This is a genomic window from Streptomyces sp. NPDC059009, assembly GCF_042740175.1.
Taxonomy (GTDB): Bacteria; Actinomycetota; Actinomycetes; order Streptomycetales; family Streptomycetaceae; genus Streptomyces.
The window spans coordinates 54799-68651 of sequence record NZ_JBHYJB010000053.1; the positions used below are offsets into that span (position 1 = coordinate 54799).

The window sequence follows — 13853 nt, forward strand, 5'->3', positions numbered from 1 at the left end:
ATTACCTCATGTCCTTCGAAGTGGGGCTCGGAGCGGAGCTCGGAGTGCGTACGGCCTTGCGTACGAGGTGGCGGAGGGCGAGAGCGGTGCCGGCTGCCGTCGCGGCGGCGAGCACCTTCAGCACGGTGTCCTGCCGCCGGGCCCGCTCCAGGGCGTCCCCGTACGGCATCGTGGTGTGCGAGACCATCGTGTAGAGCGGCTGCCATGCGGTCGGGAAGACCTTGCTGAGCGCCAAGTCGGCCTTTTTCAGGGCGACATGGAGCGGGGAGGCGAGGCGGTCGCGGAGCTCCACGAAGTTCTGCTTGGAGAGTTCGTTGAGGACGTCCGTGTGGCGCTTGCGCATCTGCTCGAACTCCCGGAAGGCCGCCTCTAGTTGATCCGGGTGGCGGCCGATGCACGCGTCGAGTTCCAGGCAGTCCTCGAAGGAGGAGTTCATGCCCTGCCCGTAGAAGGGGTAGACGGCGTGCGCGGCGTCGCCGATGAGGACGGCGCGGCCCCGGTGGTGCCAGGGCCGGGTACGGACGCAGACCAGCGTGCCGACCGGGTTGGCGTCGAACTCCTTGAGCAGGTCGGGGATGAGCTCCTCCGCGTCGGGGAAGCGGGCGCGGAAGAAGCCGAGGACGGCCTCCGGGGTGGTCAGGGTGGCGAAGCTCTCCTCGCCCTCGAAGGGCAGGAAGAGCGTGCCGGTCAGGGAGTTGTCGCGGTTGGGGTGCGCGACGATGAGGCCCGCGCCGCCCGGCCAGATGTGCAGCGCCTCGATCCGGACCTGCGCGGAGCCATCGGGAGCGGCCGGGATGGTCAGCTCCTTGTAGCCCCAGTCCATGAACTCCTGGTGCACATCGGCGCGTTCACCGCTGTGGAGGTGGCGGCGGACGGCCGAGTACACCCCGTCGGCGCCGATGACGGCGTCGGCCGCGACGGCGCGTTCCTCGCCGGTGGCCTCGTCGGTGACGTACGCGCGTGCCTGGTCCTTGTCGAGCCCGCTGAGCCGGGTGCGGAAGACGAAGCGGACGTTCGGCAGGGCCTCGGCGGCGTCGATGAGGAGGCGGTTGAGGTCGCTCCGCAGGACCGAGTGGAGGATCTGGCTCTCCTCGGTCCCGTACGCCTGGAACGCCGGTGCGGCGCCCGGCCGGTGGATGACCCGGCCGCGCATCGGCACGGTCAGCGGCCACAGCCGCTCCAGCAGGCCGACCTGGCCGAGGGCCCTGATGCCGCGCGCGGACAGCCCCAGGTTGATGGAGCGGCCCTGCCCGTCGTCGGGCTGCGAGCGCAGGTCGGCCCGGCGCTCGTACACGGTGACGCGGTAGCCGCGCCGCCCCAGGTAGAGGGCCATGAGCGAGCCGGCGAGCCCGGCGCCGACGACGGTGAACCGGGGCGTTGCCGCAGTGTCTGCGGTGTCCGCAGTGCTTGTGCTGTCCGCAGTGCTTGCGGTGCCCGCAGTTTCTGCGGTGTTTGCGCTGTCCGCGGTGCCGGTCATCGCTCCCCCTCGACCCGGTGCGCACCGGTACCCGCAGGCGCCGTCACGACCCGTATGTCCTGCAGCGTCAGTTCGCACCGCCCGACCGCCTCGGCCGCGCTGCGCCCCGTGGCGACGACCTCGCCGCAGACCCGGTCGACCGACCAGGTCAGGGGCGGCACGACCAGGCCCGGCTCGGCCTTCAGGTCCAGGCTCACGCCGTCCCGCAGAGTGCGCGGGACCTCGACGGCGGTGACCGTCCCCGGCTCGGCCGCGATGAACCGGACGGCCGCTCCGCCCACCGGGGGCGGCGCCGTGTGGTCCCACGCGGTCAGGCCGAGGGGCACCCCGACGGCGAGCCGGATCAGGTCGACTCCATAGGTGAGCCGCACCAGTTCGGGGATGCTGTCGCCGCCCGTGCGGTTGTGGGACTCCAGGATCCGGGGGCCCGCCGGGGTGAGCTTGAGCTCGGTGTGCGTGGGGCCCTCGGTCAGGCCCACGGAATCCAGCAGACGCTCCGTCAACTCGGTGCACTCAGCGGCGAGTTGAGGGGTGAGCGCGGCGGGCACGGCCTGGCCGAACTCGATGAAGCGCGGCCCGAGCAGCTTGTCGGTGATCGCGACGACGGTGTGCCGCCCCTCGTACGAGAACGCCTCCAGGCTGACCTCGGGTCCCTCCAGATACTCCTCCGCCAGCATCCGGCCGCGCCCGCCGCGCTCGACCTCCCGCCAGACGCGGGCGGCGTCCGCCGGGCCCTCGACGCGGTGGACGTCGGCGCTGCCGCCGTGGTCCGGCGGCTTGACGATGGCGGGTCCGCCCAACCCCGCGACGAAGGCCGCGAGTTGGGCCGCCCCGCGCACCATGCGGTGGCGCACCGGGGACAGACCGACGGAGTCGAGGAGGCCGCGCATCGCGGACTTGTCCTTGAGCAGGACGGCGGTGCGCGGGCTGTTGCCGCCGAGGCCGAGCTCCGCGTTGAGCCGGGCGGCCGGGACGAGGCCGGGCTCGGTGAGGGTGAGGACGCGCCGGAAGGGCCGCTCGGCGTGGGCCTCGCGGACCTCGGCGGCGATGGCCTCCTCGTCCAGGAGGTCGACGTCGACGACCCGTTCGCACAGCTTCACCGACTCCGGTCCCGCCTTGCCCGGGGCGTGGAACAGGACCGTGTCGAGGCCGTACGAGGCCGCGGCCCGCAGGATGTCGGCCTGGCCGCCGATCACCGCTACACGTGTCTCTGCCATCTCAACTCACCTCTGCCGTCATGGAGTCGGCGTCCTCGACGGGAGCGCAGTGCACGCGGTAGCGGGCCGCCGTGTCGAGGACCTGCCGGGTTACCTCGGCTGTGGTCCGGCCCCGGTAGCGGAACCGGCCGCCGATGAACTCGTACGTCCCGCGCAGGTCCGGCACCACGGCACCGGGCTCGGGCAGGACCTCGGCGTACGGCCCTTCGGCGCCCGTCATCGAGGGGGCGCTGACGATGCGGCAGGGCCGGGGCCCGGTGAGCGGGACGAGGAGGCAGCCGCCGACGGGCTCGTCCGCAGGGAACGGGCGCAGGCGCGGCAGGACGTCGCACTGGAGGTGGAACTCCAGCTCCATCAGGTCGACTCCGTGCACCTCGCGCCAGACGAAGGGGATGTCCCCGCCGCCGGGACGGCAGCCGACCTCCAGGAACACACACGTGGGCCGGCCGTCGCGCTCGGCGAGGAACAGCTCCAGGTGGAAGACCCAGGGCTTGGTGGACATGCCGGGCACGACGGTGCGCAGGAAGTCCTCCACCACGGCGTTGACCGCCGGGTCGTCGACCTCCACGGAGCCGACGGGCTCCCCCATCATGAAGGCGAGGGGCCCGGTGGTCGCGGCGCCCGGCACGTTCTCGTACGTGGACAGGCGCCAGGGCCCGAGGTCCTGGCCGGTGTAGATGCCGTCGACGTGGTACACCCGGTGGTCCAGATACTCCTGGACGAGGACGGGCTGCGTGGCGTCGATGGCCAGCCGGTCGGCGGCGCAGTCATCGGGTCCTTCGAGGCGCCGGATGCCGGTGCTAGCCCGGCCCTGCAGCCGCTTGGCGACGACCGGCCAGCCGTACTCGGAGGCGAACTTCTCCACTTCGCCGGGCGAGGTGGCGAGGTGGGAGGCGGGGGTGGCGACGCCGGTGCGGCGGGCGGCCGCGAGCATCGCCTCCTTGTCGAGGAAGTGGTGCAGCTCCTCGGGGAGCCGTCCGCGCGAGCCGAAGTCGGCGCGCAGCCGGGCCGCGACGGCGAGGTCGCTCTCCTGGAGCGCGACGACGGCCTCGGGTAATCCGAAGCGGGTGACGACGGGGTCGAGTGCCGCGCGGACCGCGGCGTAGTCGGTGGGGTCGTCGACGACCAGGACGTGGGCGGCCTCCGCCGGGACGGCCGAGCGGCCGATCTCGGTGGTGACATAGGTGACGGCGCAGGCGGTGTGGTCGACATAGGTGAGGTAGTCCGCGTATTTGTCACGCCATCGGTTGAAGACAAGGATGTGCACGTTGTGCAGGGGAACTGCGGGCATGCGGGTTCTCTTTCCTGAATCAGGCTTCGGCAGCGGCCAGTTGGAGATGCCGCGCGATCACGGGCCGGTAGCACACGACGATGAGCGCCGCCATCACGGCGAACGACGCGGCCATTCCCCAGGGCGGAAGGAGCGCACTGGCGCTCAGGCCGACGGACGCGATGATGAGTCCGCCCTGAATGCTCATCTTGAACACGGCGAGATAGGTCGTGCGGGCCTGCTCCGGCACCAGATCGGCGAGCATCGCCTGCATGACGGGAATATGCATCAGCTCACCGACCGTCAGGGCCGCCACGGAGAGGATGAGCAGCACGACGGAATTACTGACTCCGAGCGCCGCCATTCCCGTCCCGAAGAGCGCGATTCCCCAGTAAGCCCGTCTGGAGTCCGGCAGTTCGCGCAGCAGCCGTTCCGAGAAGAAGGCGAGTACGACGATGAGGATGGTGTTCTCCGCGCGGAGAATGCCGAGCAGCCGGTAGCCGTCGAGGTGCAGCCCCCAGAAGTCCTGGGGCCGCAGCTCCTCGGCCAGCCGCACGGCGACATAGCCGGTCATCTGCAGTTCGATGCCGAGCCACAGCGTCATGCCCAGGACCAGGCGCACGAACAGGGAGTCGCGCAGCACCTGGGCGTACCCGGCGACGAGCCGGCGCGGCCGCAGCACCTCGCGGGGCACCGGCGGCGGCTCCCCCGCGGGGCGTGGCGGCGCCGTCTCGGTCAGCAGCCGCAGGCTGACCAGGGCGGCGGCGCCGGCGATGGCCGCGGCGGCGGCAAGCATGGCGGCGAAGAAGTCGGCGTAGAGGAACCCGCCGACGACGGCGCCGGCGGCGAGGGCCACATTGACCGACCAGTACTGCAGTGTGTAGACGCCCTTGCGCTCCTCGGACGACGTCGTGTCGACGATCATCGCCTCGTTCGCGGGCAACGCGAAGCTGCCCAGCGAGGTATTGAGCACATAGCAGAGATAGACGCCGGCCGCCGAATGGATCCATGGCGAACTGAAGAGCGCCATTCCGCCGAAGGAGAGCGCCACTCCGCCCGTCCCCGCGACGAGCGGCCTGCGGCGCCCGAAGGCATCCGCGACCGGTCCGCCCAGGAGGCTCGCGAGGACCGAGATCCCCACGGCCACCAGAATGAGCAGACCGGCCAGTGCGGCGCCGACCTCGGCGGCCAGGTAAATGGCCATGAGCGGCGTGATGATCGTGTTCAGAAATCGCTCGACAAATCCCACGGCGATTCTGAGACGAAGGGCTGGATGAAGGGCGCGGAAGTGCACCTTGATATCCCCCGGTCAAGGTGGCAGTGCGACTTTTCGCAAGAAGCATTCCCGGCCGGAATCCAGACTGTCAATGTGATGCACATCACACCGTAGAAAGAGTAATTACCTTGCCCGGACGTTGAGTTGCTAAATCACCGGAGAATGTAAAGGGCCGCACGTCACGCGACCGTCACACGGCCGTCACCGAATGCGAGCAGTAATTACCAGCCGATGAATTGCGCCCCGGCCGTCTCAGTAGGAACGCGGCGCGGCGCCGTGCGGCGGCGGATAGCCGTAGCCCGCGGGGGCGGGCGCGGGGGCCGCCTGGGCCTCCCGGTCGTAGAACGGCCGGGCGTTGGCGCGCAGCCACATCGCCACCGGGTCGTACCCGTCCGACATCGCGACCGTCGAGACGGGCAGACCGTCCGGGACCGCGGCGATCGACTGCTGCATCATGGCCCGCACCGCGTCGACCGACGCCGGCGACGTGTCGTACACATCGAGCCCGATCGCCAGGTACGGGGCGCCGAGCGAGGGCTGCACCCAGGCGCGGCGCAGCGAGCGCACGGCAGGCGTGCGGTGTGCGGTCTGCGCCAACAGGGCCCAGAACTGGGGGATTTCGATGCTCGGCTCGGTCAGCCGCAGCGGGCCCGCGGGCACCAGGTCCAGGCCCGTCGCGATGCGGCGCAGGTCGAGCCAGGGGATGCCGACGCCACCGCCGGGCGCGTGCGGGTTGAGCCACAGGCCGTAGTGGTCGGGGAAGAGGGTGCGGGCGACGTCGAGGCCGCTCACCACCTCGTAACTCCTGTTCCAGCCGCTGGCGGAGAGCTCCTGGGCGGAGGTCACACAGGGGGCGTAGCCGAGGCCCTCGACCTCCATGTTGCCGTACTGGGCGTCGGGGGAACCGGCCTGGCCGTGCCAGAGCAGCATCCACACCTGGTCGGCGGCGAGGGCGCGCAGCAGTGCCTCGTACGCGTCATAACGCCCCGGCGTCACCTGGCGCAGCATGTGCTCGACCTGACCGGCCGCAGCCGTGCCCGACGCACTCACCCGTAACCGCCCCTTCATGACTCTTCCGACGAACCCGGCACATCTCTCGCGACGGTGGCACGACAGCGCGCTGTGTACGGCCGCGCGCCGACCGGGTCATGAAACCAGCTTAAGCGGCGATCCTGACACCGACTTGGCGTACGGCATCCTCGGCGGCGCCGTTGCTCACTCGGTATGGCCCGGCGGCTGGAACGCGGGCTGTTCGGAGGCCACTTGGTGCGGGTGGCCGGCGGCCGCCTGATGGAAGGGCCGCACCCGCTCCCGCAGCCAGTCCCCCACCGGGTCCTGCGCCACGTCGAGGAGGACGAGGTTCACCGGCCAGCCGACCGGGGCCTGGGCCAGGGCGCGGCCGAGCGCCGCCATGGGCCGCTCGCGGGCGTCGCCGTCCCAGGTGGACAGCTCGACGCCGATGAACAGGGTGGGGTCGCCGTCCTCGATACGGGCCAGACAGCGGCGCGCGGTGCGCACCACGCCGGCCGCCTCGAACTCGCGGGCCGCGGCGGACAGGAAGTCCACCGGGTCGTGCTGCCAGTCCGGCTCGTACAGCTGCACCCGGCCGCCGCTCGCGGGCCCGTCGAGCTCGGTGCGCCCGGCCCGGCACAGCTCGGCGACGGCGGGCGGGGGCAGCGGGACGCCCACGGTGCCCTCCGGGTTCACGGCGATGCCGAGCTGCGGGGGCAGTCCGCGCGCGAACTCCACCGCGGGCGCCACCGTGCACCCCATGCGCCCGCCGGTGACCTGCTGGAACTGCTCCTCGGACGAGAAGACCGGGACGTACGCCTGGCCGTCGATCTCCAGCGTCGGCAGGTCGAGCGTCGCGCTGTCGGGGCCGCCGCCCCTGGGCAGCGGGATCCAGATGTGGCTGCGCCCGAGGACCTCGACGATGCGGGCGCCCGCCGACGGTGCCGCGCCGCCGAGCGACGCCGCGAGCACCTCTTCGAGTTCGTTGCCCGGCCATCCGCCATATGGATGGGCGTGTGCCTGCGCCGGAATGTCCATCGCTCAACCCCTGCTCGCGTACCGCTCTGCCTGCGGCTCGAACCCTAACGCCGGTCGCCGCGGCGGGGGCCGCGTGCACCCAAATGGACACGCTCCGCATCCGTCTGGTTGCGGACTGTAGGGACCGCTTCGAGGGTGGCCGTACAACCCCATCCCGCCCCCACCGCCGAAAGGTCCCCCCATGACTCCGCTCAGGACCGCCTCGCTCGTCGTCAGCGCGTCCCTCTGCGGCGCCCTGATCCTCGGGGCGGCCGCCCCGGCCGGTGCGGTGGGTGCGGCCCCTGCCAGGAGCTCCACCGACACCGCCCGCCCGGCCGTGCCCCGGACCGTGCAGGACCTGGAGTCGCTCCTCGAAGCCTGTCAGTACCTGCTCGACACCTCGTTCGGCGGCTGGATCAACCCGGACGCCCTGGAGAAGGTCAGCGCCGAGCTGGACACGGTGCTCGGCGAGCCGACCCCGCCCGGCGTGGAGCCCGGCACCTGGCCCGGCGAGGCCCGCAAGACCTTGAAGAAGGAGGTCCAGGGCCTCATCGACGCGGCCTCGGACGGCGACTGGTTCAACGTCTTCCTCGCCCTGCAGACCGTGCCGAAGGCGGCGAACGACCTGCTGTTCGCCGTCGGCCTCGGCAACTTCATCGACTCGCTGCCCCCAGCGCCCGAACTTCCGGCCACCACCCCGCCGGCGCAGTAGTCCCCACCCCACCCACAGAAACACCGAACACCCCACCCCCACGGAAGGACCCTCCCCATGCGACTCAGCAAGTCCGCCACCGCGCTCGCCGTCTCCCTGTCCCTCTTCGCCGGCGCCGCGGGCTCCCTCGCCCTCGCCGCCCCCGCGAGCGCGGCCACCGCCTCCGTCGACGACCAGCGGGCGCTCCGCGTCGAGCAGGGCTTCGACGCGCTGTACGACGCGATCGACCGGCTCGCCGACCGCGCCGCCGACGACTCGGTCAGCCCGGCCGACCGCGCCGCCGTCGACGCCGCCCTGGACCGGGTGCTCGCCGCGACCGGTGCCGTGCGCGCCGCCGACCCGGAGCCGACGCCCGAGAAGGACGACGACCCGGTCAAGGCGGCGCAGGCCAAGCTGAAGGCGCAGGTCGACGTCCTGGTCAAGGCGGCGGCCAAGGCGGACCTCCTCGGCCTCGTCGTCGCCCTCAACGCGGTCCCGCAGCTCGCGGTGGACCTGCTGATCCAGGTCGGCCTCGGCAAGCTCACCAAGGACCTGCCGAAGCTGCCGGAGATCCCGGGCCTGCCGAAGATCCCGGGCATGCCGGAGACTCCGGCCACGACGACGCCGCCCGCGACGCCGCCCGCCGTGCCGGGGATCCCGAAGATCCCGGGTCTGCCGTTCTGACGGAGTCCTCCCGTCCGTGAAGGGGGCCCGCGCCGGGGGACGGCGCGGGCCCCCTTCGGCCCGTCCGGCGTGTGAGGACGAGCCGCGAAGCGGCGATACGGGGGCGAGGGGCGGACCCCCGAGAGGGCGCCCCACCGTGCGGGCACTCAGCGCACGAAGGAGATCCCGCCCAGGACCTGCGCCGCCGCCCGGTCCAAGAGCACCGCGGACCCGCACCCCCGCGGCAGCTCCCCCTTCTCGGTCGCCGCCACCAACCGCCCCACCATCCTGCGGTGCCGCGCGAAGGCGTACCGCGAGACGCCGCGGCCCCGCTCCCGCTGGCCCTCCAGGGCCGTGGTCGGCGCGACGTCCAGGAGGAGCAGGTGCAGCACGGTCCCGCGCCGCGCGGCCTCGCGCGCCAGCCAGCGCCGCACCCACGCCTGCGTACCGCAGTCGTGCACCACGACGCTCTCGCCGGAGCGCAGCGCCCGCCGCAGGCCCGCGTAGTGGGCGAGGCGGACGAGGGGGCGGTAGAGCGCGTACGGGAGCAGCCGCGGCATCCGGTGCGCCCAGCGGTCGCGGGTGTCCTGGGAGTCGATGCGCCCGCCCGCGGCCGCGCGCCGCATCAGCGTGGACTTGCCGCTGCCCGGAAGACCCGACACCACCACCAAGTCGCCCTGGGCGAAGGCGAGTCGGTGCGGGCTGCGGCCCGCGCGGGCCCGGAGGTCGCGGACCACCGGCCGGGGCAGCGGCGGCGCCGCGGCGTCCGGCGCACGGCGCTCGTGGGCCGGGGCACCCGCCTGCCCGGGCAGCAGGGCCCCCGTCGTCGTCGCGTAGACACTCGCCTTGCGCACCGTGATCGGCCTCCCCATGCGGTCACACGTCACTGGTCTCCCGCCCTTCCCCATCGAGTGTAAAGAGAAGGTAATGCCGCACAAGGGCTCCGCTGTTCGACCGCAGCTCCCCGGGGTGCGCCCCCGCATGCAATGATGTGCGCGCCAACTCCATACCGGCCGCTTGAATCCGCGCGGGAGAGTTCCCGGACCCCTGTACCGCACTACCGCTTCGTCGGTAGGTGATACGGATCCGGGGCGCCGAAGGAGCAAGTTCCTCCCTTGAATCTCTCAGGCCCCGTACCGCGTGGGCGAGGCACATCTGAAAAGCGGGCCGCCCCCTGGGCCGCCCCACCCAAGGTGCAAGCCGACGTTCCGGTAGCCCCGGACCGAGGCGAACCTCTCAGGTTCCATGACAGATGGGGAGGAAACCAACCTCGCCGTCATGCATGCCCTGGGAGCCTTCACTCATGAGCAACGCCGTACGCCACACCGCCCTCGATGCCCTGCATCGTTCGCTCGGCGCGACCATGACCGACTTCGCGGGCTGGGACATGCCGCTGCGGTACGCCAGCGAGCGCGACGAGCACAACGCCGTGCGCACCAGGGCCGGACTCTTCGACCTGTCCCACATGGGCGAGATCACCGTCTCCGGCCCCCAGGCCGTGGACTTCCTGAACTTCGCCCTGGTCGGCAACATCGGCTCCATCGGCGTCGGCCGCGCCCGCTACACGATGATCGTCGACGAGAACGGCGGCATCCTCGACGACCTGATCGTCTACCGCCTGGGCGAGGCCGAGGCCCCCGAGTACATGGTCGTCGCCAACGCGGGCAACGCCCAGACCGTCCTGGACGTCCTCACCGAGCGCGTCGCGCAGTTCGACGCCACGGTCCGCGACGACCGCGACGCCTACGCGCTGCTCGCCGTCCAGGGCCCCGAGTCCCCCGGCATCCTCGCCTCCGTTACCGACGCCGACCTGGACGGCCTCAAGTACTACGCGGGCCTGCCCGGCACCGTCGCCGGCGTCCCCGCCCTGATCGCCCGCACCGGCTACACCGGCGAGGACGGCTTCGAGCTGTTCGTCGCCCCCGGCGACGCCGAGAAGCTCTGGCAGGCGCTCACCGACGCGGGCGCGGCCAAGGGCCTCGTGCCCTGCGGCCTCTCCTGCCGCGACACGCTGCGCCTGGAGGCGGGCATGCCGCTGTACGGGCACGAGCTCACCACCGCGCTCACCCCCTTCGACGCCGGTCTCGGCCGCGTCGTGAAGTTCGAGAAGACCTCGCAGTCCGACACCTTCGTGGGCCGCGCCGCGCTCAGCGCCGCCGCCGAGCGCGCCGAGTCCGCTCCCCCGCGCAAGCTCGTCGGCCTGATCGCCGAGGGCCGCCGCGTCCCGCGCGCGGGCATGCCCGTCGTCGCCGGCGGCCAGGTCATCGGCGAGGTCACCTCCGGCGCCCCGTCCCCCACCCTGGGCAAGCCGATCGCCATGGCGTACGTGGACGCCGCGCACGCCGAGCCCGGCACCACCGGAGTCGGCGTCGACATCCGCGGCACCCACGAGCCGTACGAAGTCGTGGCGCTGCCGTTCTACAAGCGCCAGAAGTGACCGTGGGGCGCCGCACGTGACGGCGCCCACGTCTCCCAGCTTTCCCTTGTTCACCAGCACACGCCCGCGTACAGGAGAATTCAGGACATGAGCAACCCCCAGCAGCTGCGCTACAGCAAGGAACACGAGTGGCTGTCGCCCGCCGAGGACGGCGTCGCGACGGTCGGCATCACGGAGCACGCGGCCAACGCGCTCGGTGACGTCGTCTTCGCCCAGCTCCCGGCGGTCGGCGACACCGTCACCGCGGGTGAGACCTGCGGCGAGCTCGAGTCGACGAAGTCCGTCAGCGACCTGTACTCCCCGGTGTCCGGCGAGGTCGTCGCGGCCAACCAGGACGTCGTGGACGACCCGTCGCTGGTGAACTCCGCGCCCTTCGAGGGCGGTTGGCTCTTCAAGGTGCGGATCGCGGAGGAGCCGAAGGACCTGCTCTCCGCGGACGAGTACACCGAGTTCTCCGGCTCCTGAGTCTCCTGCCTCCTAAGGACGTATAGGCATGTCGCTTCTGAACACCCCCCTCCACGAGCTGGACCCGGACGTCGCCGCCGCCGTCGACGCCGAGCTCCACCGCCAGCAGTCCACCCTGGAGATGATCGCCTCGGAGAACTTCGCTCCGGTCGCGGTCATGGAGGCCCAGGGCACGGTCCTCACCAACAAGTACGCCGAGGGCTACCCCGGCCGCCGCTACTACGGCGGCTGTGAGCACGTCGACGTCACCGAGCAGATCGCGATCGACCGGATCAAGGACCTGTTCGGCGCCGAGTACGCCAACGTCCAGCCGCACTCCGGCGCCTCCGCCAACCAGGCCGCCCTCTTCGCGATCGCCCAGCCCGGCGACACGATCCTCGGCCTGGACCTGGCGCACGGCGGGCACCTCACCCACGGGATGCGCCTGAACTTCTCCGGCAAGCAGTTCAACGTGGTCGCGTACCACGTGGACGAGGCCGGCCGGGTCGACATGGCCGAGGTCGAGCGCCTCGCCAAGGAGAACAGCCCCAAGGTGATCATCGCGGGCTGGTCCGCCTACCCGCGCCAGCTGGACTTCGCCGAGTTCCGCCGGATCGCCGACGAGGTCGGCGCGAAGCTGTGGGTCGACATGGCGCACTTCGCCGGTCTCGTCGCCGCCGGGCTGCACCCGAACCCGGTGCCCTACGCGGACGTGGTCACCTCCACCACGCACAAGACCCTCGGCGGCCCGCGCGGCGGCGTCATCCTGGCCCGCGACAAGGAGTTCGCGAAGAAGCTGAACTCCGCGGTCTTCCCCGGCTTCCAGGGCGGCCCCCTGGAGCACGTGATCGCCGCCAAGGCCGTCTCCTTCAAGGTCGCCGCCTCGGAGGAGTTCAAGGAGCGCCAGCAGCGCACCCTGGACGGCGCCCGCATCCTGGCCGAGCGCCTGGTCCAGGACGACGCCAAGGCCGTCGGCGTCGACGTCCTGTCGGGCGGCACCGACGTGCACCTGGTCCTCGTCGACCTGCGCAACAGCGAGCTCGACGGCCAGCAGGCCGAGGACCGCCTCCACGAGGTCGGCATCACGGTCAACCGGAACGCGATCCCGAACGACCCGCGCCCGCCGATGGTCACCTCCGGCCTGCGCATCGGCACCCCGGCCCTCGCCACCCGCGGCTTCACCGCCGAGGACTTCCGCGAGGTCGCCGACGTGATCGCCGAGACCCTCAAGCCGTCCTACGACGCGGCCGCGCTCCGCGCCCGGGTGACCGCTCTGGCCGAGAAGCACCCGCTCTACCCCGGCCTGTAAGGGTTCCGCAAGGATTACGTACCCTTGCGTACGTACGAACCTTCGGGGCACCGCGCACACTGGAATCAGAGAGACCAGCGTGCGCGGTGCCCCTGCCCATGCACCCCATGCACCCCATGCACCGCCTGAGCGTCACCTCTGCACGACCCCGGCAGACAACGGCGTCTACCAACCACCCTTGGAGTTCCCCGTGGCCATCTCGGTCTTCGACCTGTTCTCGATCGGCATCGGCCCGTCCAGCTCCCACACGGTCGGCCCGATGCGCGCCGCCGCCCTCTTCGCCCGCCGCCTCAAGAACGAGGACCTGCTCCAGCGCACCGCCACCGTCCGCGCCGAGCTCTACGGCTCCCTCGGCGCCACCGGCCACGGCCACGGCACCCCGAAGGCGGTCCTGCTCGGCCTGGAGGGCGAGTCGCCCCGCACGGTGGACGTGGAGAAGGCCGACGACCGCGTCGAGGAGATCATGCGCAGCGGCCGCCTGAACGTCCTCGGCGCCCACGACATCGCCTTCGACTTCGACGAGGACCTGGTCCTGCACCGCCGCAAGGCGCTGCCGTACCACGCCAACGGCATGACCGTCGCCGCCCACGACGCTGCCGGAACGCTTCTGCTGGAGAAGACCTACTACTCGGTGGGCGGCGGCTTCGTCGTCGACGAGGACGCCATCGCGGGCGAGAACCCGATCGTCCCCGACGACACGGTCCTCAAGTACCCCTTCCGCACCGGCGCCGAGCTGCTGACCCGCGCCCGCGAGACCGGCCTGTCCATCTCCTCGCTGATGCTGGAGAACGAGAAGGCATGGCGCACCGAGGACGAGATCCGCTCCGGCCTGCTGGACATCTGGCGCGTCATGCAGGCGTGCGTCAGCCGCGGCATGTCACGTGAGGGCATCCTGCCCGGCGGCCTCAAGGTCCGCCGCCGCGCCGCCACCTCCGCCCGCCAGCTGCGCGCCGAGGGCGACCCCCAGGCCCGCGCCATGGAATGGATCACCCTCTACGCCATGGCCGTCAACGAGGAGAACGCCGCAGGCGGCCGCGTCGT

At 71.8% G+C, this 13853-nt stretch carries 13 protein-coding genes and 1 riboswitch; of the genes, 6 read left to right on the forward strand and 7 right to left on the reverse strand.

Annotated elements, in window-relative coordinates; all coding sequences use genetic code 11:
- Window position 1: 1 nt before the first annotated feature.
- The 6 genes from ACFWYM_RS38855 to ACFWYM_RS38880 form a co-directional block, all read right to left on the reverse strand.
- Complete coding sequence (locus ACFWYM_RS38855) at window positions 2-1477, reverse strand: FAD-dependent oxidoreductase (RefSeq protein ID WP_384848285.1); 1476 nt, start codon at window positions 1475-1477, stop codon at window positions 2-4.
- Window positions 1474-2694 carry an ATP-grasp domain-containing protein gene (locus ACFWYM_RS38860; RefSeq protein WP_384848288.1) on the reverse strand — a complete coding sequence of 407 codons (1221 nt, stop codon included), beginning with the start codon at window positions 2692-2694 and terminating at the stop codon, window positions 1474-1476. Before ACFWYM_RS38860 ends, ACFWYM_RS38855 begins: the two co-directional genes overlap by 4 nt.
- Window position 2695: 1 nt before the next feature.
- Entirely contained in the window at window positions 2696-3985 is a 1290-nt protein-coding gene (locus ACFWYM_RS38865) for an acetyl-CoA carboxylase biotin carboxylase subunit family protein (RefSeq protein ID WP_384848291.1), read from the reverse strand.
- 19 nt (window positions 3986-4004) lie between these two features.
- Window positions 4005-5258, reverse strand: coding sequence for an MFS transporter (locus ACFWYM_RS38870; RefSeq protein WP_384848294.1), 1254 nt, complete (start codon window positions 5256-5258; stop codon window positions 4005-4007).
- 234 nt (window positions 5259-5492) lie between these two features.
- Window positions 5493-6290 (reverse strand): enhanced serine sensitivity protein SseB C-terminal domain-containing protein, encoded by a 798-nt coding sequence (locus tag ACFWYM_RS38875; RefSeq protein WP_384848297.1) that lies wholly within the window; start codon window positions 6288-6290, stop codon window positions 5493-5495.
- Between the two features lie 165 nt (window positions 6291-6455).
- Window positions 6456-7289: an enhanced serine sensitivity protein SseB gene (locus ACFWYM_RS38880; protein ID WP_384848300.1), complete on the reverse strand. Its 834-nt coding sequence runs from the start codon at window positions 7287-7289 to the stop codon at window positions 6456-6458.
- Window positions 7290-7470: 181 nt separating this feature from the next.
- Between ACFWYM_RS38880 and ACFWYM_RS38885 the strand changes: the two genes are divergently transcribed.
- Both ACFWYM_RS38885 and ACFWYM_RS38890 read left to right on the forward strand, forming a co-directional pair.
- Window positions 7471-7980, forward strand: a complete 510-nt coding sequence (locus ACFWYM_RS38885) for a hypothetical protein (protein ID WP_384848303.1) — start codon at window positions 7471-7473, stop codon at window positions 7978-7980.
- A 57-nt stretch (window positions 7981-8037) separates the two neighbouring features.
- Window positions 8038-8643 carry a hypothetical protein gene (locus ACFWYM_RS38890; RefSeq protein WP_384848306.1) on the forward strand — a complete coding sequence of 202 codons (606 nt, stop codon included), beginning with the start codon at window positions 8038-8040 and terminating at the stop codon, window positions 8641-8643.
- A 146-nt stretch (window positions 8644-8789) separates the two neighbouring features.
- Here ACFWYM_RS38890 and ACFWYM_RS38895 read toward each other — a convergent pair whose 3' ends face one another.
- Entirely contained in the window at window positions 8790-9494 is a 705-nt protein-coding gene (locus ACFWYM_RS38895) for an AAA family ATPase (RefSeq protein ID WP_384848309.1), read from the reverse strand.
- Between the two features lie 146 nt (window positions 9495-9640).
- A riboswitch (glycine riboswitch) is annotated at window positions 9641-9771 on the forward strand.
- A 154-nt stretch (window positions 9772-9925) separates the two neighbouring features.
- Here ACFWYM_RS38895 and gcvT point away from each other — a divergent pair.
- From gcvT to ACFWYM_RS38915, 4 genes are all read left to right on the forward strand, one after another.
- A complete protein-coding gene (gcvT, locus tag ACFWYM_RS38900; RefSeq protein WP_384848311.1) occupies window positions 9926-11059 on the forward strand; it encodes a glycine cleavage system aminomethyltransferase GcvT in 1134 nt (377 codons plus the stop codon).
- Window positions 11060-11146: 87 nt separating this feature from the next.
- Window positions 11147-11524: a glycine cleavage system protein GcvH gene (gene gcvH / locus ACFWYM_RS38905; RefSeq protein ID WP_384848314.1), complete on the forward strand. Its 378-nt coding sequence runs from the start codon at window positions 11147-11149 to the stop codon at window positions 11522-11524.
- A gap of 28 nt (window positions 11525-11552) precedes the next feature.
- Window positions 11553-12812, forward strand: a complete 1260-nt coding sequence (gene glyA, locus ACFWYM_RS38910) for a serine hydroxymethyltransferase (protein WP_384848317.1) — start codon at window positions 11553-11555, stop codon at window positions 12810-12812.
- A gap of 190 nt (window positions 12813-13002) precedes the next feature.
- On the forward strand, window positions 13003-13853 hold an 851-nt coding region (locus ACFWYM_RS38915), incomplete at its 3' end, for an L-serine ammonia-lyase (protein WP_384848326.1).